Source organism: Streptomyces sp. CA-179760, assembly GCF_050937045.1.
GTDB lineage: Bacteria > Actinomycetota > Actinomycetes > Streptomycetales > Streptomycetaceae > Streptomyces.
Genome location: NZ_JBNJLZ010000001.1, coordinates 4,531,832 through 4,557,537, shown reverse-complemented (window position 1 = coordinate 4,557,537; position 25,706 = coordinate 4,531,832). Strand labels below are relative to the sequence as shown.

The window sequence follows — 25,706 nt, the reverse complement described above, 5'->3', positions numbered from 1 at the left end:
TACGGGGGTTTTCTGCGTTTCAGGCCTTGTTTTACGACGGCTCCACCAGCTTCGTGTCGTACGCCAGGATGACCGCCTGGATGCGGTCTCGGGAGCTCGTTTTCGCGAGGATGCGGCCCACGTGGGTTTTCACCGTGGACTCGGCCAGGTGGAGGCGGGTGGCTATCTCCGTGTTCGTCCAGCCCTTGCCGATGACCGTGAGGATTTCCCGTTCCCGGTCGGTGAGGGCGGCGAGACGCGAGTCCTCCTGTGTCATGTCGTCGGCCGAGGGATCGGTCGGCAGGTGGTGGACGTAGGCGTCCAGGAGGCGGCGGGTCAGGCTGGGGGCGACGACGGCGTCGCCGGTGGCCACCGCGCGGATGCCGGAGAGGAGTTCCTCGGGCTGGGCGTCCTTGACCAGGAAGCCGGAGGCGCCGGCACGGAGGCCGGCGTAGGCGTATTCGTCCAGGTCGAAGGTGGTGACGATCAGGATGCGGGTGCGGTCGCCGGCGGCGGCGATGCGGCGGGTCGCCTCGATGCCGTCCAGGCCGGGCATGCGGATGTCCATGAGGACGACGTCGGGGTGGAGCTCCGCTGTCATGCGGACCGCTTCGCTGCCGTTCGCGGCCTCGCCGACGACCGTCATGTCGTCCTGGCTCTCCAGGAGCATGCGGGAGCCGAAGCGCTGAAGGGGCTGGTCGTCGGCGATGAGGACCGTGGTCACTGCGGGGTTTCCTCCGGGAGATGGAGACGGACGCGCCATCCCTGTTCAGGGTGGGGGCGGGGGCCGGCCTCAAGTGTGCCGTCGTACAGGGCGGTTCGCTCACGCATTCCGGGTAGGCCACGACCGGCTCGGGGAGGGTCGTCCGTCCTGCGGCCGTCGCCTGTGTCCGATATGTCGACGGTGACGGCTGCCTTCTCCTCGTAGGACAGCTCTATTTCCGCGGTGGCGCCGGGGCCGGCGTGTTTGAGGGTGTTGGTGAGGGCTTCCTGGATGACGCGGTAGACCGTGAGCTGGCGGCCCGGGGGAGTGTGGGGGTGCCGTGGGTGGTGGTGCGGACGGGGAGGCCTGCGGAGCGTACGCCGTCGAGGAGTTGGTCGAGGTCGGTGAGGCCGGGTTGGGGTGTCAGTTCTGCCTGGTTCTTCTCCTCCTCTCGTAGGACGTCGAGGAGGCGGCGGAGTTCGGTCAGGGCTTGGCGGCTGGTGGTGGCGATGGCGTCGAGGGCCTGGGAAGCGCGTTCGGGGGACTTGGCGGCCGCGTATCTGCCGCCGTCGGCAAGGCCCGTGATGACCGACAGGTTGTGGCCGATGATGTCGTGCATCTCGCGGGCGATGCGGGCGCGTTCGGCGGCTGTGGCGAGTTGAGCCTGCTGGTCGCGTTCGGTCTCCAGACGGTGGGCGCGGTCTTCCAGGGCCTCGGTGTAGTTGCGGCGGGTGCGGACCGTGATGCCGATGAGGGCGGCCACGGTGATGGACATCAGCTGGGAGCCGATCTGCTGGTCCCAGCTGCCCTCGCCGTGGCGGACGACCGATACGAGGACCGGGGCCATCACCAGGGCCGTGGCCCACCACAGGTCGCGCAGGGTACGGCGCAGGGCGATGTGGTAGATCACGGCCAGCTGGAGCAGGGCTGCTTGGAGTGCGGCGCCGGTCCATGCGTTGACGAGGGCGAAGGGCACCGTCGCTGCCAGGACGGTGCCGGGGTGGGTGCGGCGCCGGAGCAGGGGGGCCGAGAGGCCGAGGCTCAGAGTGAGCAGGAGCCAGCCGGGGACGTCCAGGTTGTGCGCGTTGTGGCGCCAGCCTCCGCCGCCGTAGTCGATCAGGGCCGCTGTCACCCAGAAGCCGGTGAAGTGCAGGTCCCACAGCAGCGGGTGGCGTTGGTCGAAGGCGCGCACCTTGCGGGTGATGCGGTGGGCGTAGTCGGTGAGGGGCTCCGGCGCCCTGTCTTCCGTCACGGGGTCCATCGTGAAGGCTCCGATGCCGCGTGTCAGACGTCTCGGTGGCGCAGGACTATGGCCGCTGTCGCGAGGGTCGCCGCCGTCCACAGGAGCATGGCCAGCAGGGCCGAGGTCGGGGAGGTCGCGCCGGGCATGGGCTGGGCGGTGGTGAGGGCTTCCAGGGCCTTGCCGGGGAAGTGGCGGACGACGTCGTCGACGAAGTCGTACGGAAGCATCGCCAGGATCTCCGGGAGGATCATGACGAGGCCGATGAAGGCGCCGATGGCCATCGGGACCGAGCGGAGCAGGGCGCCGATGCCGAGGGCGAGGACGGCGAGCAGGGTGAGGCCGGCCGCGTTGCCGGTAAGGGCGCGCAGGACGCCCGGGTCGCCGAGGGCGGCGGACTGGTCGGTGCCGGAGAGGAAGGACTGGGCGAGGGGAAGGTGAGGAGGTTCGTCGCCAGGGTGAGGGGGAACGCCACCGCGGCCAGGACCGCGGCCTTGGAGTAGAGCACGGGCAGGCGGCGGGGTACTGCGGTCATCGTGGCGCGGATCTGGCCCGTGGAGTACTCGCCGGCGGTGGCCAGGATGCCCAGCACGCCGAGGTTGATCTGGGCGAACTGGGTGCCGAGGAGGACGAAGAGGACCGTGTCCATCTCGCCTTCGCCGGTGCCGTCGTAGGCGGCGCCCAGGCCCGCGCCCATGGCGGCCGTGAGGGCGCTGGTAGCGATGAGGGTGATCCAGGTGGAGCGCAGGGTCCAGAGCTTGTGCCACTCGGAGCGCAGGACGCGGGCCGGGGTCACGCGGTAGGGGAGGGCCGTCGTGGTCATGCTGCCGCTCCTTCCAGGGTCGCCGTGTACTCGACCGCGTCGCGGGTGAGGTCCATGAAGGCCTCTTCCAGGGAAGCGGTGCTCGGGGTCAGTTCGTAGAGGGGGATGCCGTGGGCCGCTGCCGTGCGGCCGATGGTTTCGGCGTCCGTGCCGCGGATGTGGAGGCTGCCGGGGGTGTCGGTGGTGATGTCGATGCCGGGGGCGGTGAGGAGGTCTGCGAGGGTGGCGGCCTCCGGGGTGACGACCTTGGTGGTGCCCGCGCCGGACTCGCGTACGAAGTCGGTGACCGTGGTGTCGGCGAGGAGGCGGCCGCGGCCGATGATGACCAGGTGTTCGGCCGTGAGGGCCATCTCGCTCATCAGGTGGGAGGAGACGAAGACCGTGCGGCCCTCGGCGGCGAGGGACTTGAGGAGGGTGCGGATCCACAGGACGCCCTCGGGGTCGAGGCCGTTGACCGGTTCGTCGAGGACGACGGTGGCCGGGTCGCCGAGGAGGGCGGCGGCGATGCCGAGGCGTTGGCCCATGCCGAGGGAGAAGCCCTTGACGCGGCGGTGGGCGACGTCCGTGAGGCCGGTGAGGGCGAGGACCTGGTCGACACGTGCGCGGGGGATGGCGTGGGTGTGGGCGAGGGCGCGCAGGTGGTGGTAGGCGGTGCGGCCGGGGTGGACCGAGCGGGCCTCCAGCAGGGTGCCGACCTCGGTCAGGGGCGCGGGGTGGGCGGCGTAGGGGCGTCCGCCCACGGTGGCGTGGCCGCGGGTGGGGGCGTCGAGGCCGAGGAGCATCCGCATGGTCGTGGACTTGCCGGCGCCGTTCGGGCCGAGGAAGCCGGTGACGGTGCCGGGGCGGACGGTGAAGGACAGGTCCGTAACGACCGTCCGGGCGCCGTAGCGCTTGGTCAGTTCGTGTGCGGTCAGCATGCTTCGATGCTGGCGTGTGCGGGGGCTGCGGGCGTCGGACCGGCGGCGGTAATCGGGGTGAGGGGTGTCGTACCCGGGTACTACCGTGGCCCGCATGAGCTATGTGATCCGGTCCGTCCGTGCTGATGAGTGGCCCGCGGCGAAGGAGCTGCGGCTCGCGGCGCTGCGGGACCCGGTGGCGCACCTCGCCTTCCTGGAGACGCACGAGGAGGCCGTGGCCAAGCCGGACTCCTTCTGGCAGGAGCGGACGGCGCGGGCCGCCGAAGGGGCGGACGCGGTGCAGCAGATCATCGCCGAGGGGCCGGACGGGCGGTGGGTGGGGACGCTGACCGTGCTGGTGGAGGAGCCCGGGACGACGGACTGGGCCGGGTTCGAGGTGGAGCGGAAGCAGGGGCATGTCGTCGCTGTGTTCGTACGGCCCGAGGAGCGCGGGAGCGGGCTGACCGAGGTGCTGTTCGACGCGGCCCTGGAGTGGTCGTGGGCGCAGGGCCTTGAGCGGGTGCGGCTCATCGTGCACGAGGAGAACGGGCGGGCGCAGCGGTTCTATCGCCGGGCGGGGTTCCTGCCGAGTGGGGTGACCGTGCCGTTGGGGGACGCGGGGGAGCGGGAGTTGGAGTTCGTGCTCGAGCGGGAGTGACGGGGCCCTAGACAGGTAGCTCGTCGTGCGGCCAGCGGGAGCGGCCCTGTTCGCGGGACCGGAGCAGGGCCAGGGTCGGCATGCCCCGGTCCGCTCCGGAGGCCAGCAGCTCCGGCAGCTGGGGAAGCGGAGCCACGGCCGCGACGTCGTCCAGGACGAGCGTCATTGGTGGGTCGAGGCGACCGGCCGATGACCGTTCGGCCATGTGCCGGCCACGCTCGACCACGCTGGAGACGAGGGCCGTCAGGAGGGGCATCGCGCCCGGCTGAGTCCTGGGGTCCTCGATGGATTCCCCCACCACATAAAGCGTGCCCCCTTCGTGGACGAAGGAATCCAAGGCGAGGGCATCACTTCGGTTGGGAGAGCAGGCCTCGCGGATATTGACCGTCGAGAGGGCCGCGAGGGCGCGGGTCGTCAACTGCTGGGCCATGTCCCGGCGTTCGGGGTGGGCGGTGAGAGCGCCTTCGAGTTCGCCTGCCGCGCCGGGGGCCGCCTTGGGGTTCGTACGGAGGATGCGTACGGCGTCCTGGATCTGGGTGCCCTGGGACCAGCGGTGGACGTGGCGGATGGTGCGGCCGTCGATGGCCGCGGCGTGCAGGTAGCTCCGCAGGAGTGTCTCGGCTGTGTCGCTGAGGGCTTGGTCGAGTTTGGCGGTGGGGCGGACAGGGGCGAGGAGGGCGGTGGCTCTCGCGGTCGCCGTCGCCTTGTCCTCGCAGCCGGCTGTGGGGGACCAGTGGAGGCGGGCCGGGGTGTCGCAGAGGTGGGTGGGGTCGTAGAGGTGGGTGGGGCCCAGCTTGGCTCTGGCGTCCTTTGTGTCCTGCCAGAGGGCGGGGTTCGACGTGACGATGAGGGCTGGGCCTGCCGCGTCGCGGATCGCTTGGGCGGCCGTGGCGTGGCGGGCTTCCCTTGAGGCTACGAGGATCTTTTCCCACTCGCCCAGCCGTTCCTTTGCGAACGGGGGAGCAGGGGGCGTGGGGACGGTTGCCGTCGGGGCCGGGGCCGGGGCCGGGGCCGGGGCGGGGGCGGGGGCGGGAGCCGCCGTCGGACCTGGTGTCGGTTCCAGGGGCTGGGAGCGGGGCGTCGGTACCTCGTGCCGCACCGCCGTGGCCACGTGTTCCGGTGCCGGTGCCGGCACTTCGTGCTGCGTCGGCGCCGGCCCTTCCTCCGTCGCCAGGATCCGCTCCTCCCGGCGCCTCGCCCGGACCGCCCTCCACCGGGCCAGCGTGCCCATCACGAAGACCGTCAGGACGACCAGGATCATCAACTGGCCGATGAGCAGGCCCCAGAACAGGCCGTAGCCGGAGAGCTCGCCGGGGGGTGTGTTCGGCCAGGCGCCGGGGATGTCGTGGGGCCGGGCGATGAGGCCGCGCATGGCGAGGGGGTGTGTGTGAAGGTGACGCCGGACGGCCAGGAGCCGTGGGCGAACAGTGCGGCGAGGCCGGTGGCCGTCCACACCAGCAGGGTCATGCCGAGGAGGAACGCGAGTATGCCGATCAGCAGGCCGTCGGGGATGCCTCCCTGGCTGTCCCGCTGGGTGCGGTGGTCGTCCGGTCTCACGCGTTCTCCCTCTACGCCACCGTCGATTCGGAGTCGCCCAGGTGGTGTTCCACGAAGGCCGCGGCCCGTTCCTCCGCCTCCAGTTCGGCGGCGCGCAGGGCGTCGTCGTCCGCGAGGTCTGCGGAGGACTCGGTCATCGCGCGGTCGGTGAAGACCAGCGGGCGTTCGGTCTCCGTGACCAGGTGTTTGACGACCTGGACGTTGCCGTTGACGTCCCAGACGGCGATGCCGGGGGTGAGGGTCGGGATGATCTCGACCGCCCAGCGGGGGAGGCCGAGCACTCTGCCCGTCGCCCGCGCCTCGTCCGCTTTCTGGGCGTAGATCGTCCTGGTCGAGGCCATCTTCAGGATGGCCGCCGCCTCTCTCGCCGCCGCGCCGTCGACGACGTCCGAGAGGTGGTGGACGACCGCCACGAAGGACAGGCCGAGGCGTCGGCCGAACTTCAGCAGGCGCTGGAACAGCTGCGCCACGAAGGGGCTGTTGATGATGTGCCAGGCCTCCTCGACCAGGAAGATGCGCTTCTTCCGGTCGGGGCGGATCCAGGTGTGCTCCAGCCAGACGCCGACGATCGCCATGAGGATGGGCATGGCGATGGAGTTGCGGTCGATGTGGGACAGGTCGAAGACGATGAGGGGCGCGTCGAGGTCGATGCCGACCGTCGTCGGGCCGTCGAACATGCCTCGGAGGTCACCGTCGACGAGACGGTCCAGGACCAGGGCGACGTCCAGGCCCCAGGCCCGTACGTCGTCTATGGCGACGTTCATCGCTTCCGCGGACTCCGGCTCGGGGTGGCGGAGCTGCTCGACGATGTCGGTGAGGACCGGCTGGCGTTCGACGATGGTCTCGTTGACGTAGGCGTGCGCGACCTTCAGGGCGAAGCCGGAGCGTTCGTCCAGGCCGTGGCCCATCGCGACCTCGATGATCGTGCGGAGCAACGCGAGCTGGCCCGTCGTCGTGATCGCGGGGTCGAGGGGGTTGAGGCGGATTCCCATGTCCAGGGCGGCCATCGGGTCCAGGCGGATGGGGGTTATCCCCAGCTCCTGGGCGATGAGGTTCCATTCGCCCACCCCGTCCTCGCCCTGGGCGTCGAGGACGACGACCTGGCGGTCGCGGAAGCGGAGCTGGCGCAGGACGTACGTCTTCTCCAGCGCCGACTTGCCGTTGCCGGACTCGCCGAGGACCAGCCAGTGGGGGGCGGGGAGCTGCTGGCCGTAGAGCTGGAACGGGTCGTAGATGTAGCCCTTTCCGGAGTACACCTCGCGGCCGATGATGACGCCGGAGTCGCCGAGGCCCGGGGCGGCGGTCGGCAGGTAGACCGCCTGGGCCTGGCCCGTGGACGTGCGCACCGGGAGCCTGGTCGTCTCGACCTTCCCGAAGAGGAAGGACGTGAAGGCGTCGGTGAGGACGGACAGCGGGTCCCGCATCAGGTCCTACCTCCGAATGCCGGTGGCGAAGGGAAGGGTGTTCACGAAGGCGCGGTGGTGCTCGCGGTCGCACCATTCCAGCTTCAGGTACGACTTGCCTGCCGAGGCCCGTATCGTCCGCTTGTCGCGGGCGAGGGCGTCGGGGGTGCGGGACGAGACGGTGATGTAGCCGACGAGGTTGACGCCGGCCGCGCCGCTGGCGAGGTCCTCGCCGCGCTGGTCGAGCCGGGAGTTCGCGGCGACGTCGCGCGGGTCGACGGTGCGGTTCATCTTGGCGGCGCGGGACGCCTCGGCCTCGTCGTTGGTCTTCTCGGTGAGCATGCGCTCGATGGCGACCTCGGTGGGTTCGAGGTCCATCGTGACGGCGACCGTGCGGATGACGTCCGGGGTGTGGACGAGGAGCGGGGCGAGGAAGTTGACGCCGACGGGGGTCATCGGCCACTCCTTCACCCAGGCGGTGGCGTGGCACCAGGGGGCGCGGGTGCTGGACTCCCGGGTCTTGGCCTGGAGATAGGTGGGCTCCATGGCGTCCAGCTCGGCCGGCCAGGCGTTGCGCTTCGACATCGCCTGGATGTGGTCGATCGGGTGGTCCGGGTCGTACATGGAGTGGACCAGCGAGGACAGCCGTCCCTGACCGAGTGGCTGCCGTACGCGGATGTCGGCCTCCTGAAGGCGCGAGCAGATGTCGGTCAGCTCGCGGGCCATGACGACGGCGAGTCCGGCGTCCCGGTCGACCTTGCCGCCGTGGGCGCGGGCGGCGCGGGCCATGGCGTTGGCCTCGGCGGCGAGCTCGCGCGTGTAGTGCATGCAGGCGACGAGGTAGGCGCGGTGCTGCTCACTGCTGGTCGACACCATCGACTGGAGCTGGTCGTACGACTGCTGCAGCCACGGCGGTGCCTTCTCGTCGCCGCGGATGGAGACGTCCTTGGCGTGGGCGTCCGGGTCTGCGGGGAGGGTGCGGGCGAGCATCTGCAGGCGAGTGACGAAGCCGTCGCCGTTGGCCACGTGCTTGAGCAGGGTGCCGAAGCGGTCGACCAGGGCCTCTTGGTCCTCGGAGTCGCGCAGGCCTACGCCGGGGCCCTCGATCTCGATGGCGGCGGTGACCGTCTTGCGGTCCGCGTGCAGCAGTACGGCGATCTCGTCGGGCCCGAAGGGGGCGGCCAGCCAGGTGACGCGGCCGATGCCCGGGGGCGGGCCGACCTCGACCTCACGGCCGTCCAGCCGGGTGCCGGCCTCGACGGCGGTCGAGCGGTAGGTGGTGCCCTGCTTGAGGGTCCGCTTGTAGCTGCGGTTGATCTCGAACCACTTGTAGAACGTGCGGTGCTTGAACGGCACGTACACCGCGGCCAGCGCCAGCATCGGGAACCCGGCCAGCAGCACGATGCGCAGGGACAGCACGGGGACGAGGAGTCCGCACATCATGCCGATGAACGCGCCCACGACGATCAGGGCGATCTCGCCGGACTCGCGGTTGCGGCCGATGATCGCGTTCGGCCGGGCGCGGCCGATCAGATATGTACGGCGGGGCGTGACCGGATGGGACACGTGGGACTCGGTCGTCAACGCCCTTCACCTCCCGTGCGGTTGCTGCTGCTGTTGCGGGTGTTGCTGGCGTGGGGAGTGTTGACGGGGCTGCTCGAACGGGGTGCGGGTGCGGCGGAGGGGGCAGATCCGCCGCCGCCGTTCGAGGGGCGTGAGCTGTGCGCGGCGACTCCGCCGGAGGCGGGGTTAGAGGGGCGGGGGGCGGAGGACTGGCCGCCTGAGCCGCCCTTGTTGTCCGCGCGGGAGCTGTGGGTCTTGATGCCCTGTGCGACGAGGGTCGCCGGGGAGCTGATCACGGCTGCTGCCTTGCCTTCGGCGCCCTGCATGAGGCGGTTGTTGCGGGAGCCGGCGATCTCGTCTCCGAAGCCGGGGACGAAGCGGTAGATCATCGCGCTGGCGAAGATGGCGAGCAGGATGATGGCGAGGCCGGAGACGACGGCGGAGAAGGCGTCCGGGCCGTCGTCGGCGGAGAGCGCGCCGGCGAGGCCGAGCACGATGACGATGACGGGCTTGATCAGGATCACCGCGATCATGATGCCTGCCCAGCGGCGGACGTGGCCCCACAGGTTCTTGTCGACGAGGCCGGCGTAGACGACGGTGCCGAGGAGGGCCCCGACGTAGAGGAGCGCCGCCCTGATGACGAGCTCCAGCCAGAGGACGCCGGCGGCGAGGATGCTGACCAGGGAGACGACGATCAGCATGATCGGGCCGCCGCCGATGTCCTCGCCCTTCTTGAGGGCTTCGGAGAACGTGCCGAAGAAGGCGTCGGTCTGGTCGCCGGTGGCTTTCGCGAGGACCTCGGTGATGCCGTCCGTGGCCGAGACGACGGTGTAGAGGATCAGGGGGGTGAAGGCGGAGGCCAGCACGGTCAGCCAGAGGAAGCCGATGGCTTCGCCGATGGCGGTGGCGAGGGGCACGCCGCGGACGGCTCGCTTGGCCACGGCCAGGAGCCAGAGCAGGAGCGTGAGGATCGTCGAGGCGGCGAAGACGACGGCGTACTGCTGGAGGAACTTGGGGTTGGTGAAGTCGACGTTGGCCGTCTCCTTCACGGCGTCGCTGAGCTTGTCGACGGTCCAGGAAGCGGCTTCGGCGCAGCCCTTGGCCAGGGAGGAGAGGGGGTCGAGGGTGGAGGTGGGGTCCAGGCGGGAGGTTCCGCCGCCGCCGCCTCCGCCGCTGCTGCCGGTGTCGCCTTCGCAGATCTCTCTGGCCTCGCCCTTGAGAAGGTCGCAGGCATTGTTGCTCGGTGACGGGGAGGGAGTGGGCGCGGCGAAGGCACGGGTGGCCAGCAGGACTGCGGCCGTCTGCACCGCAGTGACCGCGGCGGCCAGCTTGAGTACGTGGTGCCTAGCGGGCATAGGTGAACCCTCCGTACTCCTCGACAGCCTTGGTCATGTCTTCTGCGGTGGAGGCCCTTTGGTCGCGCCCGACCGGAACGGGGCCGTCGCTCTGGGTGGAGTCGGTGACCTTCCAGTCGCCGTCGGCCCACTTCAACTCGTAGGTCGTCGTGTACCAGCTCTCGGTCACGGGATTCTTGGAGGCCTCGCCCGACAGGCCGAAGAGGGAGGTGTACCAGAGAGCGACCGTGGCGGTGCTGTGATTGAAGGCTGTGACCTTGGTGCCTACCGGGATGACGCGCGAGATGAAGGTCTGACCGCTCGGCGCTGTGCCGTCCTTCGTCAGGCCGATCTTCTCGAGGAAGCTCTCCTTCGAGTACACCTGGTCGAACGCCGGCACCTGGGTGGCTGCGACGTCGGGTGGGTACACGGTGTTGACGATCGCGCGTCGCTTCGCGGCGTCGAACATGTCGGCCGACCCGAGGGCGATGCCGTAGTTGGTGGCTGCGGACTGGGCGCCCTGCTCGCTCTGGGGGTAGCCCGTGGGGATCTCGCCCGTCTTCGACTCCACCGGCTTCTCCCCCGAGGGCGCCGTGGCCGCCGTCTCCGGCTTGTTGCCCGACGAGTCGGTCTTGTCGGGGTCGTCACCCCCGCGGTTGGCGAAGGCGATGGCCGCGAGGAGGAGGACCACTACGCCGACCACCGTGACCAGTCTGCGGGGCGAGGAGCGGGAGGTGCGGCGGGGGGTGCCGTAGGCGTCGGGGTCGGTGTCGGGCAGGCGGGTGCGGGTCTGGCCCGTGCCGCCGTAGCCGCCGGAGGCCTCGCGCTCGTCACCGAGACTCATGCCGCGTCCGCCCCCTCGACGTCGTGCGGAAACACTTGGTACCGGTCGTACTTCTCATACTCCTCGTACGACGGTAGCCGTGCTGGTTCCCGCGCGGGCGCGGTGTGGTGACTCGACATCAGGGAAACGCAACCTCAGCCGGTGGGCACGACGGGCGGGTGGGATGGAGAGGGAGCCGGGCGTGCCCGGCTGGGCGGACGGTGCCCGGGCTACACGGCCATGCCGTACACGATGGTGAACAGCGTGCCGAGGGAGCCGATGATGAAGACTCCGGTGAGGCCGGCGACGATGAGGCCCTTGCCCTGCTCGGCGCTGAAGGTGTCCCGGAGGGCCGTCGCACCGATGCGTTGCTTCGCCGCGCCCCAGATGGCGATGCCGAGGCAGAGCAGGATGGCGACCGCCATCACGACCTCGATCATCACCTTGGCCTCGTTGCCCAGGCTGCCGAAGGGGCCCCAGTCCGGAGCGATCCCGCCGATGATCGTGTTGATGTCTCCCTTATCGGCCGCAAAGAGCATGTAAGTCACCGCCCCTGTTGGGTAGTTCCGCACCCTCTGCGGTCGTGCAGAGGTCAGGCCTCATTCTCGCCGACTATGACGCTGTCGGATGTCGACTTGGCGTCATTGATTGGCGGGTTTCGTACGAATACCTTGCCACCGACCCGCGCCGACCCCTAGGGGAGGCGACGGACGGTGCGCGAAGGATCGTATGGTCACTCTGTGTATCACGGCAGGTCACGACGGGCAATGAGGCCTGAGTGAAACCTGTCGTGAGGTTCCGTCGTTGTGCCTTTTTACGCCCCGTGTCACCTTTACGGACCGTTTTTGACGGTCGGTCGGGTGAGTGGTCGCGCCCGTGTTCTCCGGGTGAAGGCTACCGAACGCGGCGAACGGGCCGCGGCTGGGATGCCGCGGCCCGTTCCTCGGTGACGTTCTGTCACGGGATCGGAGGGGTCAGCCGGTGAAGGCGCCGAGTCCCTCGGGAGTGCCCCAGCCGGTCGGGCCGTCGTAGCCCGTCCGGGCGGTGCAGAAGTAGCTGGTGGTGCAGCTGCCGTTGGAGCCGCTGGTGACGTCGTTCAGGGCGGAGGTGTTCGCGTAGGGGAACTTCGCCGGGTAGGAGCCGCTGGAGGGGGTGCCGGCCAGGGCGTAGACGCTCGCGATGATCGGGGCGGAGGCGCTGGTGCCGCCGTAGGTGGCCCAGCCCTGGCCGTCGGCGCCGTAGGTGTCGTAGACGGAGACGCCGGTCGCCGGGTCGGCGACGGCCGAGACGTCGGCGATCGTGCGCTTGGCGCAGCCGGTGTCGGTCTGCCAGGCGGGCTTGGCGTCGTAGGCGGAGCAGCCGGAGCCGGTGCCCTCGGTGCTGCTGGTCTTCCAGACGCTCTCGGTCCAGCCGCGGGTGGTGGAGGAGGTGGTGAGCTTGGTGCCGCCGACGGCCGTCACGTACTTGGAGGCCGCCGGGTACTCGGCGCCGTAGCCCGCGTCGCCCGCGCTGACGGTGATGGCGACGCCCGGGTGGTTGAAGTACGAGGAGTCGTACGTCGCGTCGGAGGAGGACTCGCCGCCGCCGTAGCTGTTGGAGACGTACTTGGCGCCCAGGCCGACGGCCTCGTTGACGGCGGTGCCCAGGTTGGCCATGGAGGCGGACTTGGCCTCGACGAGGGTGATGTGGCAGTTCGGGCAGATCGCGCTCGCCATGTCGAGGTCGAGGGAGATCTCGCCGGCCCAGCCGCTGTCGGCGGTGGGGAGGGAGGTGGTGGAGCCGGTCTGGCTCACCTTCTTGAAGCAGCCGTTGGCGGCGGTGCAGGCGGACAGGCCGTAGTGCGAGCGGTAGGTGGCGAGGTCGGACTCGGCGTTCGGGTCGTCGTAGGCGTCGACGACGGCGATGGTCCGGCCGGAGCCGTTGCTCGCGGCGGCGGAGGTCAGGCCGTAGGCGTCCTGGAGGTCGGAGGGGCCGTAGCCGGAGGGGGCGGTGGTGTCCTCGGCCTTGGGGGTGATGCCGTGCTCCTGCTGGAAGGCGGTGCGGCCGCCCGTGACGCGCAGGGCGTTGCAGGCCATCTCGCCCTTGTGCTGGGGGAGGGCGCAGGAGCGGGTCCAGGTGACCTTGGAGGAGCCGGCCGGGGCCGTGTCCGCGTGGGCGGTGGTCGCGGTGGTGGCGAGGGCGGTGAGCAGGAGTGCGGCGGTGGCGGTGACAGCGGAGCCGATGCCGCGCCATCTGCGGCGGGTGGAGGGGGTGTTGGGCGATGTCGTGCGCAAGGTACAGCCTCCTGGCAGTGGTGGACAGAGGCCTGCGGGTGGGGGATCCGCCGGTGTGGTTCCCGGCGGGGCGGCGGCCCGCGACGACGATCGCTTGTTGAGTACGTGACAACAAGACGGCTTTCGGAATCCTGACTTCCGCGTTGCTGAAGGGGAGGCCGGGCTTACCGCTCGATGGCGGCTCGATGGCCGGGGGATGGGCGCGACTTGACCAAGGGGCCCGGGGTCAGCGGGGCTCGAGGCCGTGCAGGAGGAGGAAAATCAGCGGGGCTTGAGGCCGTGCAGGAGGAGGTGGACGAGCTCCTCGATGCCGTCCAGGGCAGCCTCGGGGGCGAGCATGCCGCCCGCCGCGAAGGAGGCGATGCCCTGGAGGGTGGCGCCGGTCAGCAGGGTGAGGTGCTGCGGGTCGCCCGTGATGATCTCGCCGCGCTCCTGGGCGTCGGCGATGACCCGCTCCAGGGAGCCCACCGTCCGGTCGACGGCCGCGGCCATCTGCTCCCAGGCGTCCGGCTCGTGCTTGCGGGCGTACATGAGCTCCAGCAGCTCGGCGTTGTCGATCGCGAAGGCGAGATAGGCCCGGGCGAGGGCGGTGAGCCGCCGCTCCAGCGGGAGGGCGGCGTCGTCGGCGTCGGCCAGGGCCTGGCCCAGCCGGTCGTAGCCCGCGAGCGCCAGGGCGTTGAGCAGGGCCTGCTTGTCCTTGAAGTGGCGGCCGGGCGCGGCATGGCTGACGCCGGCCTCGCGGGCCAGTTCGCGCAGCGAGAGCGCGCCGGCCCCCTTCTCCCGCAGGGTGCGCTCGGCACCGGCGAGCAGGGCGGAGCGCAGGTCTCCGTGGTGGTAGGGGCGACTCTCGGGCATGCGCACCATCGTATCCCGATGTTGATACCGCCATCATTGTTGTCGTTGACAGCATTGTTGTCGACGTCTACATTCGAGGGTATGGCTGAGCAGAAGACGAAGAGCAACGAGACCGGGAACGCGCGCCGCCTGCCCGACCTCACGGGCCGGACCGTCGTCGTCACCGGCGCCAACAGCGGCATCGGCCTCACCGCGACCGACGCGCTGGCCCGGGCGGGGGCGCACGTCGTCCTGGCCGTACGGGACCCGCAGCGGGGGCGGGCCGCGGCGGCCACCGTGCACGGCAGCACCGAGGTGCGGCGCCTGGATCTGGCGGATCTCTCCTCCGTGCGGGAGTTCGCCGAGGCCTGGCGGCAGCCGCTGCACATACTGATCAACAACGCCGGCGTGATGATGCTCCCCAGGCAGCACACCAAGGACGGCTTCGAGATGCAGTTCGGCACGAACCATCTCGGTCACTTCGCCCTGACGAACCTGCTGCTCCCGCACATCACCGACCGCGTCGTCACGGTCTCCTCGGGCGCCCACCGCTGGGGCGGCGCGCGGATCGGCTTCGACGACCTGGACCTGACGGCGAACTACACGCCGCAGCGCGCCTACGCCCAGTCCAAGCTGGCGAACCTCCTGTTCACCCTGGAACTCCAGCGTCGGCTGGCGGAGTCGGGCTCCCCCGTCCGCGCCCTGGCCGCCCACCCCGGCTACTCGGCCACCAACCTCCAGAGTCATGCGGCCAACCCGGCGGCGCGCGCCTTCATGCGCCTCGGCAACAGGTTCCTCGCGCAGGACGACCGGGCAGGCGCCCTCCCCACCCTCTACGCCGCCACCCAGGACCTGCCCGGTGCGAGCTACGTGGGTCCCGACGGCCTGGGCGAGATGCGTGGCGCCCCGACCCTGGTGGGTCGCACCCGCGCGGCCAGCGATCCGCTGACGGCCCGTCGGCTGTGGCGGGTGTCGGAGGAGCTGACGGGCACGCTGTTCCCGCTGACGGTGGGCGAACCGGCGTAGGAGGGGTGAGCGATCCGCTCCTGTGACGCCCCCGTGCGCCGGTTCCCCCGGGCGTGCTTCCGCCGTGCCGCCCGTGCCGCGGCCGGTTCTTCCTTCCGCCCCCGACTCTCCTCTTCGTGATCATTCCTGAGCAAGGCGGCCACCTCTACACTGACCAGGCGACGGACTCGCGTGCGGTGAGGGGCGGTTGACGGTGCGTAAGGCATGGATCGTGGCGGGTGTTGCGATCAGCTCCGCCCTGGCCTTCGTGATGCTGCTCGTCGTCGGGGTCTACATCGTCGCCGGGAACCTGGCGGGCGGCGTGGGCGGTGGGGCGAAGGCGCTGGCCAAGGGGGCGGTGCCCGCCGCGTACTCGGGCCTCGTGCAGAAGTGGGGCAATCTCTGCCCCGCCATCAGCCCGGCCCTGCTCGCCGCCCAGCTCTACCAGGAGAGCGGGTTCAATCCGAGGGCCCAGAGCCATGCCGCCGCGCAGGGGATAGCGCAGTTCATCCCCGGCACCTGGGCCTCGCACGGCATCGACGGGGACAAGGACGGGGACCGGGATGTGTGGGACCCCAAGGACGCGATTCCCTCAGCCGCGTCGTACGACTGCGAACTCGCGTCGTACGTGAAGAAGGTTGGCGGGAATCAGACCGAAAACATGCTGGCCGCTTACAACGCGGGGGCGTACGCGGTGATCAAGTACGGGGGCGTGCCGCCGTACACCGAGACCCGGAACTATGTGAAGCGGATCACGACGCTCTCGGAGAGCTTCGCGGCGCCCGTCGGGCGGGTCGACCCCTCCGAGCAGGCCGCCGGCGCGATCGAGTACGCGCAGAAGAAGCTCGGCACGCCCTATTTGTGGGGCGGCACCGGTACCGCTGAGCAGGGCGGACGCTTCGACTGCTCGGGACTGACCCAGGCCGCCTACGAGACCGTGGGCATCAAGCTCCCGCGCGTCGCCAACGACCAGTACAACGCCGGGCCGCACCCGAGCCGGGACGAACTGCTCCCCGGTGACCTCGTGTTCTTCTCGGACGACCCCACCAATTCACGGGCCATCCGGCATGTCGGTATTTATGTCGGAGGCGGGTACATGATCGACGCGCCGCGTACAGGTGCTGTGATCCGGTTCGACCCGATCGACACCCCCGATTACTTCGGAGCCACCCGAGTCACCGAAGATGGCGCGAAAGCACTGCCCACGACGGTGTGAGCCGAGCGTGAACCCACCCCCTGAGCTGCGAAGACGTATCTCTCTTCGATAACGTCTGCGTGATCATTCGGTGGAGTGTGGAACGTATCAACGGGGACCATGCGTTCCTGTTGACGTAGCCGAGCGGACGTCAGTGCGGAAGCGGATCTACAACCACGGGGGTGGCAGGAGCGGCGTACGCACAGGTGCGCCGGGAGAGACGACGAAGGGGCCGCAGCGCCATGGCTGGACTCGCCGAATCCGGGTCGAACCCTGACGTCGACCTGCTGTACGACATCAATGGCCTGGCCAAGGATGCGCCGGGGTGGTTCGACCGCGTCATGGAGTACGTGGGCGAGTACGGGCTGCTGCTCGCCATCGTCCTGCTCGTGGTCTGGTGCTGGTGGACCGTGCGGCGCCGGGGGGACGAGGACGCGGCGTCCTCCGTCGCGGCGCTGGTCTGGGCGCCGCTGGCGGCGGGGATCGCCGTGCTGGTGAACGTCCCGATACGGGGGTTCGTGGAGCGGCCGCGGCCGTTCCTCGACCATCAGGGGCTCGAGGTGCTCGTCTCGGGCAAGACCGACTACTCGTTCGTGAGCGACCACGCGACGATCGTCATGGCCATGGCGGTCGGACTGTTCGTCGCGAACCGGAAGTTCGGGCTCGTCGCGTTGGTGCTGGCGGTGTTCGGCGGGTTCATCCGTGTCTACATGGGTGTGCACTATCCGACGGATGTCGTGGGAGGGTTCGCGCTGGGTACGGCTGTGGCGCTGCTGTTGTCGCCGGTGGCCATGGCGTTGCTGACGCCGGTGGTGCGGGCGGTGGAGCGGTCGCCTCGGGTGGGGTGGCTCGTGCGGGCTCGTGGGATTGGGGCCGGTGACGGGGAGGGTGCGGTGATTCCCGGGGCGCGGCGGGAGCAGGCGTCTGAGCGGGACCTTGCCGCCTAGTACCCGGCGTCGCTGCTCAGGGCGGGTGGGTGCGCGGCCCGGCGGAGCGGAGCGGAGTGCCGCTGCGCCCACCCGTGCCGCCCCAAGCGGCGCGCATGCCCGCAGTCAAGTCAGAGTGCTTGTGGATACGTGAAGAAGCGGTTCGGGTCGTACTCGTTCTTGAGCTTTGTCAGGCGTGTGGCCGCTTCTCCGTAATACGCCTTGCGCCAGTCCGTCAGGGTCGGGTCCGTGTAGTTCTGGTAGGCCGCGCCCGAGGCGTGGGGGCGCATGGACTTGTGGGCCGAGGCCAGCCAGTCGCGGGCCGTGGTGCCCGTCGTGCCCGGGCGCCAGGCGGCGATGTACTGGGCCAGCATGCGGGAGCGGCGGTGGACGAAGGCCGTGGAGGTGGGGGAGACGCGGTTGACCGCTCCGCCGAGGGCGGTGAGGGCGATGCTGCCCGTGCCGCCGCGTACCGAGCTGATCTGGGACAGCAGCGTGCGGATGCCGGCCGCGGAGAGGGAGCGGTCGAAGAAGTCCGACGCCGCGGCGTACGTCTCGCGGCCCAGCGCGCCCTTCGGGGAACGGCCCGGGGTCGAGCCGGGCAGATGGCACTGGGCGTCCGTCGGGAACGAGGAGCAGCCGGCGTACACCTCCATCGACTCCTCGTAGGAGCGCCGCTTCAGGGAGACGCTGCTCGCCGGGGCGCCGACGCGGTCGGCGAGACGGTCGACGGCGTTCTTGAGCTCGCCGTAGGTGCCGAGGGAGAACGCCGCGACGGAGACCGTCGGCCTGCCGCCGGCGGCGCTCGCCAGATGGAGGGACGACCAGATCTCGTCCGGCTGTGACGGACCCCATTCCTGCCAGGCCTTCACCACGGCGGCGGCCTTCGACGAGGGCCAGGACAGATACGCCGAGACGCCCTGCGGTGCCGGGTGGGTCTTGAAGTGCAGTTCCGTGACGACGCCGAAGTTGCCGTTGCCGGCGCCGCGCAGGGCCCAGAAGAGGTCCTTGTTCTCGCGGGCGTTGGCGGTGAGCTGCTTGCCGTCCGCCGTGATCAGCGTGGCCTGGGTGAGGCTGTCGCAGGTCAGGCCGTAGGCGCGGGAGACCACGCCGTGTCCGCCGCCGAGGGTGAGGCCGGAGACGCCGACGGTGGGGCAGGAGCCGGCGGGGATCGTGACGCCCTTCGCGGTGAGGGCGCGGTAGACGTCGATGAGTTTGGCGCCGGCACCGACCACCGCGGTGGTGCCGGAGGCCCGGACGCGGTTGAGTTTCGAGACGTCGATGATCAGGCGGCCGTCGCCGGAGGACCAGCCGGCGTAGGAGTGGCCGCCGTTGCGGATCGCCACGCGCAAGGAGTGGGCGCGGGCGTAGGCCAGGGCCGTGCGGATGTCGTCCGGGTGGTCCACGTAGGCGACCGCGGCGGGCTTGAGGGTGTCGAAGCGGGTGTTGTAGAGCTGCCGGGCCGTGGTCCAGGCGGAGTCGCCCGGGCGGACGAGGGGCCGTCGAGGTCGCGGGCGAGGGCGGACCAGTTGGCGGCGGTGACCTTCGACTTGGTGGTGGCCGCGGTCCTGGCGGTGGCTCTGGCCCCGGCGCCGGTGTCCGACTTCGTGCACGCGGTGGTGAAGGGTGTCGCGGCTGCGGCGATGCCTGCCGTGCCGGCTGCGAGGAATGTACGCCGTTCCATGGGGCCTCCCGGTGGTTCCGTCGTGGGAGACGGGGCCGTGGAGGTGGGGGTTCCATGGTGTTCGGCCTTGTCAGCCCGCCGCGTGCTTCTCCGCGTCCGTGCGCGCCTGGCTTCTCGCTCTTCGGGCGGGGCCGCGCCAGCCGCAGGTGCAGTGGGCCATGCAGAAGCGGCCCTTCTCCGTTGTCGTCGTGAGGTGTTCCGGCCCGTCCTGCTGCGCCACGTCGACCACCGTACCCATCCCAGGTAAAGGGTTCGCATGGCGGCTGCCGCGGGCTCGCGTGACGGGGGGCACATACCCGTCGTTAGCCGGAACAACGAGGGGGCCCGTGACGGACGTACCGGCTGGGGGGTAGGCAGGCGATGACTGGGCGGCAGCGGGAACAGTGGCACAGGCGGACGGGTGCGGCGGTCGTCGCGGCCGGGATCGTGGCCGGGGCGGGGCTGGGGGCCGCCGGGTGTTCGGGCGGTGACGCGGCCGCCGGTGACTCCCGCGGCGGGGACGCGGTCGTCGTGCTGCACCGGGCCGCCGACCGGCTGGTGGACGCGGGGAGTTCGAAGGCCCGTACGTCGATGGAGATGGCGGCCGGCGGGACCCGGGTGACCATCCGGGGCGCCGGGGTCTACGACTACCGGAAGCGGATGGGGCGGCTGAAGGTGCTGCTGCCGCAGGATCCCGCGGGGGCCATGGAGCACCGGCCCATCACCGAACTGCTCGCGCCCGGGGCGTTGTTCATGAAGAACCGGGGTGCCGGTGTGCCGCCGGACAAGTGGGTGCGGGTGGACACGCGGACCCTGTCCGACGGGAACCTCGTCACCGGCGGGGCCACCGATCCGTTCGCGGCGGCCGAGGTGCTGCGCGGGACCCGGACGGCGACATACGTGGGCAGGACCGAGATCGCGGGCACCGTGGTGCGGCACTACCGGGGGACGGCCGATCTCGGTGCTGCCGCCAAGCGGGCCTCCGGCGGCAACAAGGGGGCCCTGGCCGCGGCGGCGAAAGGGTTCGCCACGGCCGAGGTGCCGTTCGACGCCTACCTCGACGACGAGGGCCGCATCCGCAAGGTCAGGCACCGGTTCAGCTTCGTGAACGGGCGGCAGAAGAGCCCCGTCGCCGTCGCCTCGACCACGCTGCTCTACGATTTCGGGGCTTCGGTGCGCGTACGGTTGCCGGACGGCGAAGACATCTACGCGGGCAAGATCGCCGAGAGGTGACCGGCGTGAACTAGCCCGTCCGTGCCATGCGCGGTGTGTAGGCCGCTCCCTACTCTAGGAAGTCGGTAACGGCAGAGACGAGGTGATGCGCGTGGCTCCGGTCGGCGGTACGGCAGTTCAGGACCACGTGGCCCTCGCCGAGATCGAGTTGTGCGGGGAGCTGATCATCGCGGCCTCGACCGCGCACGAGGAGCGGCTCAGTCTGCAGAGCATCGACGAGGTGCTGAAGGTGGCCGAGGAGCGGGACGCCTCGGCTTCCAGGAGGTAAGCGGGTCAGGTCCGCATCATGCGGGCGATCGCCTGGGTCGCCTCCTTGACCTTCGCGTCGATCTCGTCACCGCCCTTGAGGGCGGCGTCCGCGACGCAGTGGCGCAGGTGCTCCTCCAACAGCTGCAGGGCGAAGGACTGCAGGGCCTTGGTGGAGGCGGAGACCTGCGTGAGTATGTCGATGCAGTAGACGTCCTCGTCGACCATGCGCTGCAGGCCGCGGATCTGGCCCTCGATGCGGCGCAGGCGCTTGAGGTGTTCGTCCTTCTGCTTGTGGTACCCGTGAACACCGGCGTCAGTGACATTTCCGACATCGGTGGCGTCGGTCACGTCCGTCATCGGGTCCTCCTGGTGAGCAGCGAGCCGACATATACCCCTAGTGGGTATATGGTACCGAACTTTGCTGGGTATACGGCCCCTCGGACCGCCCCCGTGCTCACCACTGTGCCCGATGGGCGACACTGGGGGCGGCCCGATAGCCGTGGCCGGATGTTGCGCCTAGCATCAGCCAGACCGAAACCGAAGCACCCCGAGGACCCCACGTGCGCTTTCGTCTGACCCCCAGGGAGACGAGCTTCTACGACATGTTCGCCGCATCCGCGGACAACATCGTCACGGGCTCGAAGCTCCTGATGGAACTGCTCGGGGCGGACGCCTCCGCCCGGGCCGAGATCGCAGAGCGTATGCGGGCAGCGGAACACGCAGGTGACGATGCCACGCACGCGATCTTCCACCAGCTGAACTCCTCGTTCATCACGCCGTTCGACCGCGAGGACATCTACTCCCTCGCCTCGTCCCTCGACGACATCATGGACTTCATGGAGGAGGCCGTCGACCTGGTCGTCCTCTACAACGTCGAGGAACTGCCCAAGGGCGTCGACCAGCAGATCGAGGTACTGGCGCGCGCTGCCGAACTGACGGCCGAAGCCATGCCGCATCTGCGGACGATGGAGAACCTCACCGAGTACTGGATCGAGGTCAACCGGCTGGAGAACCAGGCCGACCAGATCCACCGCAAGCTGCTCGCGCACCTCTTCAACGGCAAGTACGACGCCATGGAGGTCCTCAAGCTGAAGCAGATCGTGGACGTGCTGGAAGAGGCGGCGGACGCGTTCGAGCACGTGGCGAACACGGTGGAGACCATCGCCGTCAAGGAGTCCTGAGCCCTACATGGACACCTTCGCTCTGGTCGTGACCATCGGGGTCGCGCTCTTCTTCACGTACACCAACGGCTTCCACGACTCGGCGAACGCGATCGCCACGTCCGTGTCCACGCGGGCGCTGACGCCGCGGGCCGCGCTGGCCATGGCCGCGGTGATGAACCTCGCCGGCGCCTTCATGGGCTCCGGGGTCGCCAAGACCGTCAGCGAAGGGCTGATCCAGACGCCCGTGGGGTCGAAGGGGATGGGGATCCTCTTCGCCGCGCTGGTGGGCGCCATCGTCTGGAACCTCATCACCTGGTACTTCGGGCTGCCCTCGTCCTCCTCGCACGCGCTGTTCGGCGGCATGGTGGGAGCGGCGCTGGCCGGCGGGACGACGGTCTACTGGAGCGGGGTGCTGGAGAAGGTCGTCATCCCGATGTTCATCTCTCCCGTGGTCGGTCTGCTGGCCGGCTACCTGGTGATGACCGCCATCATGTGGATCTTCCGCAAGGCCAACCCGCACAAGGCCAAGAGGGGTTTCCGCATAGCCCAGACCGTCTCGGCGGCGGGTATGGCGCTGGGACACGGTCTGCAGGACGCGCAGAAGACGATGGGCATCGTGGTGATGGCGCTCGTCATCGCCGATGTCGAGGACTACGGCGATCCGATCCCGGTGTGGGTGAAGATCGCCTGTGCGGTGATGCTGTCGCTGGGCACGTACGCCGGTGGCTGGCGGATCATGCGGACGCTGGGGCGGAAGATCATCGAGCTCGACCCGCCGCAGGGCTTCGCGGCGGAGACCACGGGCGCGTCGATCATGTTCACCACGGCGTTCCTGTTCAAGGCGCCGATCTCCACGACGCATGTGATCACGTCCGCGATCATGGGCGTGGGTGCGACGAAGCGCGTGAACGCCGTGCGGTGGGGTGTCGCCAAGAACATCATCCTGGGGTGGTTCATCACGATGCCGGCGGCCGCGCTGGTCGCCGCGGCGTCGTACGGGATCGTGAGTCTGGCGTTCTTGTAGACAGCTGAGTGCGTACGCGTGAGTGCGTACGCGAAAAGGCCCGCCCCTGGGAGTAGGGGCGGGCCCTTTTTCGGCCTCGCGGTGGCACCGCCATGCAGCACCGCGAGGAGTCTCGGCGGGGCCGGATCAGCCGAAGCGGCCGGAGATGTAGTCCTCCGTGGCCTGGACCGACGGGTTGGAGAAGATGCGCTCCGTCTCGTCGATCTCGATGAGCTTGCCGGGCTGGCCGACCGCCGCGAGGTTGAAGAACGCCGTGCGGTCGGAGACGCGCGCCGCCTGCTGCATGTTGTGCGTCACGATGACGATCGTGAAGCGCTCCTTCAGCTCGCCGATCAGGTCCTCGATGGCGAGGGTGGAGATCGGGTCGAGCGCCGAGCAGGGCTCGTCCATGAGCAGTACGTTCGGCTCGACCGCTATCGCCCGCGCGATGCACAGACGCTGCTGCTGGCCGCCGGAGAGGCCCGAGCCGGGCTTGTTCAGGCGGTCCTTGACCTCGTTCCAGAGGTTCGCGCCCTTGAGCGACCGCTCGACGATGTCGGAGAGCTCGCTCTTCTTATAGCTGCCGTTCAGCCGCAGCCCCGCCGCCACGTTGTCGAAGATCGACATCGTGGGGAACGGGTTCGGCCGCTGGAACACCATGCCGACCTCACGGCGCACGGACACCGGGTCGATGCCCGAGCCGTAGAGGTCCTCGTCGTCCAGCAGCACCTTGCCCTCGACGCGGCCGCCGGACGTCACCTCGTGCATACGGTTCAGGGTGCGCAGAAACGTCGACTTGCCGCAGCCGGACGGGCCGATGAACGCCGTCACCGAGCGCGGCTCGACGGTCATCGAGATGTCCTCGATCGCCTTGTGGGAGCCGTAGTAGGCGGTGAGTCCGCTTACGTCGATTCGCTTGGCCATTGCTTCTTCACTTCCAAAAGTCTGGGTTCGCTGTGTGGCCCCGAGCGGCGGTAGCCGCAAATTGATGCTTTAGCGACCGGTCTTCGGGGCCTTCCAGCGGGCGATCCCGCGGGCCACCAGGTTCAGGAGCATCACGAAGGCGATGAGGGTGAGCGACGCTGCCCAGGCACGGTCGTAGGCCGCGCCGGAGCCCGCGCTGTTCGCGTACTGCTGATAGATGTACAGCGGCAGCGACGCCTGCGCACCCTCGAAGGGGTTGGCGTTGATGAACGCGTTGCCCCACACCAGCAGCAGGACCGGGGCGGTCTCGCCGGTGATGCGGGCGATCGACAGCATGATGCCCGTGGTGATGCCGCCGATGGAGGTCGGCAGGACCACCTTCAGGATGGTGCGCCACTTGGGGATGCCCAGCGCCAGGGAGGCCTCGCGCAGCTCGTTCGGGACGAGCTTGAGCATCTCCTCCGTGGAGCGGACGACGACCGGCATCATCAGGATGGCCAGGGCCAGCGAGCCGGCGAAGCCGAAGGGCTGCATGTCGAACATCAGCATGAGGCTGAGGATGAACAGACCCGCGACGATCGACGGGATGCCGGTCATGACGTCGACGAAGAACGTGATGGCCTTCGAGAGGTTCCCGCGGCCGTACTCCACGAGGTAGACCGCGGTGAGCACGCCGATCGGCGCGGCGATCACCGTGGCGAGGCCGACCTGCTCCAGGGTGCCGAGGATGGCGTGGTAGATACCACCGCCGGGCTCGGTGTCGGCGACGACGCCCATGGAGTGCGTCAGGAAGTAGATGTCGAGGACCTTGACGCCGCGCACGACCGTCGACCAGATCAGCGAGGCCAGCGGTATCACGGCGAGCAGGAAGGCGACCCAGACGAAGGAGGTCGCGATGCGGTCCTTGGCCTGGCGCTTGCCCTCGACGGCCGTGGCGATGCCGTACGTGCCGAAGAGGTAGAGGAGCGCGGCGATCAGGCCCCACTGGACCCGGCTGTGCAGGCCGCCGGCGAGGCCGATGCCGATCGCGACGGCGACGGAGCCGGCGGCGATGCCGTACGGGGCCCACTTGGGCAGGCGGGCGCCGCGCAGGGTGCTGGGGCCCTTGGGGGCGATGGTTGCGGTGCTCATGCGTTGGCCCCCGAGTACTCCTTGCGGCGGGCGATGATCGCGCGGGCCGCGCCGTTGACCAGCAGGGTGATGACGAACAGGACCAGACCGGAGGCGATCAGCGCGTCCCGGCCGAACTCGGTGGCCTCACCGAACTTGCTGGCGATGTTCTGCGCGAACGTGCCGCCGCCCGGGTCGAGCAGGCTGGTCTCGATGAGGAAGGTCGGGGAGAGCACGGTGGCGACGGCCATGGTCTCGCCGAGGGCGCGGCCGAGGCCGAGCATCGAGGCGGAGATGACGCCGGAGCGGCCGAAGGGCAGGACCGCCATGCGGATCACTTCCCAGCGGGTGGCGCCGAGCGCCAGGGCCGCCTCCTCGTGCATCTGCGGGACCTGGCGGAAGACCTCGCGGCTCACGTTGGTGATGATCGGCAGGATCATGATCGCGAGCAGGATGCCGACCGTCAGCATGGAGCGGGGGGCGCCGCCCTCCCACGAGAAGATGCCGGTCCAGCCGAGGTAGTCGTTCAGCCAGCTGAAGAGGCCGGTCATGTTCGGCACGAGGACCAGCGCGCCCCAGAGGCCGTAGACGATGGACGGCACGGCGGCGAGCAGGTCGATCACGTAGGCGATGGGGCCGCGGAGCTTGCGCGGGGCGTAGTGCGTGAGGAACAGCGCGATGGCGACGGCGATCGGGACCGCGATGACCATGGCGACGATCGAGGAGACCACCGTGCCGAAGGCCAGGACGGCGATGCCGAAGTTCGGCGGGACGAGGTTGGTGTTCCACTCGAACGTGGTGAGGAAGTTGCCCTGATCCTTGCTGATCGCGAGGGAGGCGCGGTAGGTGAGGAAGACCGCGATCGCGGCCATGATCACCAGCAGCAGGATGCCCGAGCCGCGGGAGAGACCGAGGAAGATGCGGTCTCCGGGCCGGGTGGCCCCGCGCGCCGCGCGCTTGTCGGTGGCTGGCTGCGGAGCGGGGGGAGGTGCGTCGGTTATCTGCGTGGATGTGTCCATCAGGTTCTCCGGTCTGCGGAGCCGTACGCGGTGTGCGGTGGCTCTGCGGAGCCGTACCGGAGGTACGGCCACTGGCGGCGGTGCACCGGACGGTGCGGCCCGGTCCCGGGGAGGGGGCCGGGCCGCACTC

The 25,706-nt window shown here is 69.8% G+C and carries 23 protein-coding genes and 3 pseudogenes; 8 read left to right on the top strand and 18 right to left on the bottom strand.

Translation table 11 applies throughout. From position 1 onward, the window contains the following. Positions 1-31 precede the first annotated feature (31 nt). The 4 genes and pseudogenes from ACQEV8_RS20490 to ACQEV8_RS20475 form a co-directional block, all read right to left on the bottom strand. Complete coding sequence (locus tag ACQEV8_RS20490; RefSeq protein WP_432962267.1) at positions 32-703, bottom strand: response regulator; 672 nt, start codon at positions 701-703, stop codon at positions 32-34. Next, positions 700-1,943, bottom strand: a pseudogene (locus ACQEV8_RS20485) (sensor histidine kinase). Before ACQEV8_RS20485 ends, ACQEV8_RS20490 begins: the two are co-directional and overlap by 4 nt. 23 nt (positions 1,944-1,966) lie before the next feature. Then, positions 1,967-2,745, bottom strand: a pseudogene (locus tag ACQEV8_RS20480) (ABC transporter permease). Then, positions 2,742-3,662: an ATP-binding cassette domain-containing protein gene (locus ACQEV8_RS20475; RefSeq protein ID WP_432962265.1), complete on the bottom strand. Its 921-nt coding sequence runs from the start codon at positions 3,660-3,662 to the stop codon at positions 2,742-2,744. The pseudogene ACQEV8_RS20480 and the gene ACQEV8_RS20475 overlap by 4 nt, the downstream one beginning before the upstream one ends. A 94-nt stretch (positions 3,663-3,756) precedes the next feature. Between ACQEV8_RS20475 and ACQEV8_RS20470 the strand changes: the two genes are divergently transcribed. Continuing rightward, positions 3,757-4,299 carry a GNAT family N-acetyltransferase gene (locus ACQEV8_RS20470; RefSeq protein WP_432962263.1) on the top strand — a complete coding sequence of 181 codons (543 nt, stop codon included), beginning with the start codon at positions 3,757-3,759 and terminating at the stop codon, positions 4,297-4,299. 7 nt (positions 4,300-4,306) lie between these two features. Here the strand turns inward: ACQEV8_RS20470 and ACQEV8_RS20465 are convergent, their stop codons facing one another. From ACQEV8_RS20465 to ACQEV8_RS20430, 8 genes are all read right to left on the bottom strand, one after another. Then, positions 4,307-5,671 carry a type IV secretory system conjugative DNA transfer family protein gene (locus ACQEV8_RS20465; protein WP_432962261.1) on the bottom strand — a complete coding sequence of 455 codons (1,365 nt, stop codon included), beginning with the start codon at positions 5,669-5,671 and terminating at the stop codon, positions 4,307-4,309. A gap of 196 nt (positions 5,672-5,867) precedes the next feature. Next, the gene (locus tag ACQEV8_RS20460; protein WP_391114941.1) at positions 5,868-7,280 is read right to left on the bottom strand and encodes an ATP-binding protein; all 1,413 of its coding nucleotides are present in this window, start codon (positions 7,278-7,280) and stop codon (positions 5,868-5,870) included. A gap of 6 nt (positions 7,281-7,286) precedes the next feature. Beyond that, positions 7,287-8,843 (bottom strand): SCO6880 family protein, encoded by a 1,557-nt coding sequence (locus ACQEV8_RS20455; RefSeq protein ID WP_432962259.1) that lies wholly within the window; start codon positions 8,841-8,843, stop codon positions 7,287-7,289. Further along, complete coding sequence (locus ACQEV8_RS20450) at positions 8,840-10,177, bottom strand: hypothetical protein (protein ID WP_432962257.1); 1,338 nt, start codon at positions 10,175-10,177, stop codon at positions 8,840-8,842. Before ACQEV8_RS20450 ends, ACQEV8_RS20455 begins: the two co-directional genes overlap by 4 nt. Further along, the gene (locus ACQEV8_RS20445; protein ID WP_432962255.1) at positions 10,167-11,000 is read right to left on the bottom strand and encodes a hypothetical protein; all 834 of its coding nucleotides are present in this window, start codon (positions 10,998-11,000) and stop codon (positions 10,167-10,169) included. The genes ACQEV8_RS20450 and ACQEV8_RS20445 overlap by 11 nt, the downstream gene beginning before the upstream one ends. A gap of 209 nt (positions 11,001-11,209) precedes the next feature. Further along, positions 11,210-11,518 carry a hypothetical protein gene (locus ACQEV8_RS20440; RefSeq protein ID WP_210876544.1) on the bottom strand — a complete coding sequence of 103 codons (309 nt, stop codon included), beginning with the start codon at positions 11,516-11,518 and terminating at the stop codon, positions 11,210-11,212. Positions 11,519-11,953: 435 nt separating this feature from the next. Then, positions 11,954-13,252 (bottom strand): S53 family peptidase, encoded by a 1,299-nt coding sequence (locus ACQEV8_RS20435; RefSeq protein ID WP_432962253.1) that lies wholly within the window; start codon positions 13,250-13,252, stop codon positions 11,954-11,956. A 261-nt stretch (positions 13,253-13,513) separates the two neighbouring features. Next, the gene (locus ACQEV8_RS20430) at positions 13,514-14,116 is read right to left on the bottom strand and encodes a TetR/AcrR family transcriptional regulator (protein ID WP_432962251.1); all 603 of its coding nucleotides are present in this window, start codon (positions 14,114-14,116) and stop codon (positions 13,514-13,516) included. 72 nt (positions 14,117-14,188) lie between these two features. On the opposite strand from ACQEV8_RS20430, the gene ACQEV8_RS20425 reads away from it, so the two are divergent. From ACQEV8_RS20425 to ACQEV8_RS20415, 3 genes are all read left to right on the top strand, one after another. After that, entirely contained in the window at positions 14,189-15,112 is a 924-nt protein-coding gene (locus ACQEV8_RS20425) for an oxidoreductase (RefSeq protein WP_432962249.1), read from the top strand. A gap of 187 nt (positions 15,113-15,299) precedes the next feature. Beyond that, positions 15,300-16,307: an NlpC/P60 family protein gene (locus ACQEV8_RS20420; RefSeq protein WP_432962247.1), complete on the top strand. Its 1,008-nt coding sequence runs from the start codon at positions 15,300-15,302 to the stop codon at positions 16,305-16,307. Between the two features lie 221 nt (positions 16,308-16,528). After that, entirely contained in the window at positions 16,529-17,233 is a 705-nt protein-coding gene (locus ACQEV8_RS20415) for a phosphatase PAP2 family protein (RefSeq protein ID WP_432962245.1), read from the top strand. Positions 17,234-17,343: 110 nt separating this feature from the next. On the opposite strand, the pseudogene ACQEV8_RS20410 reads toward ACQEV8_RS20415, so the two are convergent. Beyond that, positions 17,344-18,896, bottom strand: a pseudogene (locus ACQEV8_RS20410) (FAD-binding oxidoreductase). A 70-nt stretch (positions 18,897-18,966) separates the two neighbouring features. Further along, entirely contained in the window at positions 18,967-19,116 is a 150-nt protein-coding gene (locus ACQEV8_RS20405) for a hypothetical protein (RefSeq protein WP_432962243.1), read from the bottom strand. 140 nt (positions 19,117-19,256) lie between these two features. Here ACQEV8_RS20405 and ACQEV8_RS20400 point away from each other — a divergent pair, with 140 nt between their 5' ends. Next, on the top strand, positions 19,257-20,108 hold the full coding sequence (locus ACQEV8_RS20400) for a hypothetical protein (protein WP_432962241.1): 852 nt from the start codon (positions 19,257-19,259) through the stop codon (positions 20,106-20,108). Between the two features lie 85 nt (positions 20,109-20,193). Next, complete coding sequence (locus tag ACQEV8_RS20395; RefSeq protein ID WP_432962239.1) at positions 20,194-20,376, top strand: hypothetical protein; 183 nt, start codon at positions 20,194-20,196, stop codon at positions 20,374-20,376. A gap of 5 nt (positions 20,377-20,381) precedes the next feature. On the opposite strand, the gene ACQEV8_RS20390 is transcribed toward ACQEV8_RS20395, so the two are convergent. Then, entirely contained in the window at positions 20,382-20,714 is a 333-nt protein-coding gene (locus ACQEV8_RS20390) for a metal-sensitive transcriptional regulator (RefSeq protein ID WP_376393397.1), read from the bottom strand. Positions 20,715-20,917: 203 nt separating this feature from the next. Here ACQEV8_RS20390 and ACQEV8_RS20385 point away from each other — a divergent pair, with 203 nt between their 5' ends. Both ACQEV8_RS20385 and ACQEV8_RS20380 read left to right on the top strand, forming a co-directional pair. Then, positions 20,918-21,538, top strand: coding sequence for a DUF47 domain-containing protein (locus tag ACQEV8_RS20385; RefSeq protein ID WP_059418711.1), 621 nt, complete (start codon positions 20,918-20,920; stop codon positions 21,536-21,538). 7 nt (positions 21,539-21,545) lie between these two features. Then, complete coding sequence (locus ACQEV8_RS20380) at positions 21,546-22,544, top strand: anion permease (RefSeq protein ID WP_432962236.1); 999 nt, start codon at positions 21,546-21,548, stop codon at positions 22,542-22,544. A 126-nt stretch (positions 22,545-22,670) separates the two neighbouring features. Here ACQEV8_RS20380 and pstB read toward each other — a convergent pair whose 3' ends face one another. The 3 genes from pstB to pstC all read right to left on the bottom strand — a co-directional run bounded on the left by pstB (position 22,671) and on the right by pstC (position 25,576). Further along, on the bottom strand, positions 22,671-23,447 hold the full coding sequence (pstB, locus tag ACQEV8_RS20375) for a phosphate ABC transporter ATP-binding protein PstB (protein ID WP_215120530.1): 777 nt from the start codon (positions 23,445-23,447) through the stop codon (positions 22,671-22,673). Positions 23,448-23,516: 69 nt separating this feature from the next. Beyond that, positions 23,517-24,578 (bottom strand): phosphate ABC transporter permease PstA, encoded by a 1,062-nt coding sequence (gene pstA / locus ACQEV8_RS20370; protein WP_432962234.1) that lies wholly within the window; start codon positions 24,576-24,578, stop codon positions 23,517-23,519. After that, positions 24,575-25,576, bottom strand: coding sequence for a phosphate ABC transporter permease subunit PstC (pstC, locus tag ACQEV8_RS20365; RefSeq protein ID WP_432962232.1), 1,002 nt, complete (start codon positions 25,574-25,576; stop codon positions 24,575-24,577). Before pstC ends, pstA begins: the two co-directional genes overlap by 4 nt. Positions 25,577-25,706 lie beyond the last annotated feature (130 nt).

Bases quoted from the DNA above. Each gene is read 5' to 3' on its own strand.
- ACQEV8_RS20475 (WP_432962265.1), bottom strand. From the start codon at position 3,662: ATGCTGACCGCACACGAACTGACCAAGCGCTACGGCGCCCGGACGGTC.
- ACQEV8_RS20470 (WP_432962263.1), top strand. From the start codon at position 3,757: ATGAGCTATGTGATCCGGTCCGTCCGTGCTGATGAGTGGCCCGCGGCG.
- ACQEV8_RS20465 (WP_432962261.1), bottom strand. From the start codon at position 5,671: ATGCGCGGCCTCATCGCCCGGCCCCACGACATCCCCGGCGCCTGGCCG.
- ACQEV8_RS20460 (WP_391114941.1), bottom strand. From the start codon at position 7,280: ATGCGGGACCCGCTGTCCGTCCTCACCGACGCCTTCACGTCCTTCCTC.
- ACQEV8_RS20450 (WP_432962257.1), bottom strand. From the start codon at position 10,177: ATGCCCGCTAGGCACCACGTACTCAAGCTGGCCGCCGCGGTCACTGCG.
- ACQEV8_RS20445 (WP_432962255.1), bottom strand. From the start codon at position 11,000: ATGAGTCTCGGTGACGAGCGCGAGGCCTCCGGCGGCTACGGCGGCACG.
- ACQEV8_RS20440 (WP_210876544.1), bottom strand. From the start codon at position 11,518: ATGCTCTTTGCGGCCGATAAGGGAGACATCAACACGATCATCGGCGGG.
- ACQEV8_RS20430 (WP_432962251.1), bottom strand. From the start codon at position 14,116: ATGGTGCGCATGCCCGAGAGTCGCCCCTACCACCACGGAGACCTGCGC.
- ACQEV8_RS20425 (WP_432962249.1), top strand. From the start codon at position 14,189: ATGGCTGAGCAGAAGACGAAGAGCAACGAGACCGGGAACGCGCGCCGC.
- ACQEV8_RS20415 (WP_432962245.1), top strand. From the start codon at position 16,529: ATGGCTGGACTCGCCGAATCCGGGTCGAACCCTGACGTCGACCTGCTG.
- ACQEV8_RS20400 (WP_432962241.1), top strand. From the start codon at position 19,257: ATGACTGGGCGGCAGCGGGAACAGTGGCACAGGCGGACGGGTGCGGCG.
- ACQEV8_RS20395 (WP_432962239.1), top strand. From the start codon at position 20,194: ATGCGCGTGGCTCCGGTCGGCGGTACGGCAGTTCAGGACCACGTGGCC.
- ACQEV8_RS20390 (WP_376393397.1), bottom strand. From the start codon at position 20,714: ATGACGGACGTGACCGACGCCACCGATGTCGGAAATGTCACTGACGCC.
- ACQEV8_RS20380 (WP_432962236.1), top strand. From the start codon at position 21,546: ATGGACACCTTCGCTCTGGTCGTGACCATCGGGGTCGCGCTCTTCTTC.
- pstB (WP_215120530.1), bottom strand. From the start codon at position 23,447: ATGGCCAAGCGAATCGACGTAAGCGGACTCACCGCCTACTACGGCTCC.
- pstA (WP_432962234.1), bottom strand. From the start codon at position 24,578: ATGAGCACCGCAACCATCGCCCCCAAGGGCCCCAGCACCCTGCGCGGC.
- pstC (WP_432962232.1), bottom strand. From the start codon at position 25,576: ATGGACACATCCACGCAGATAACCGACGCACCTCCCCCCGCTCCGCAG.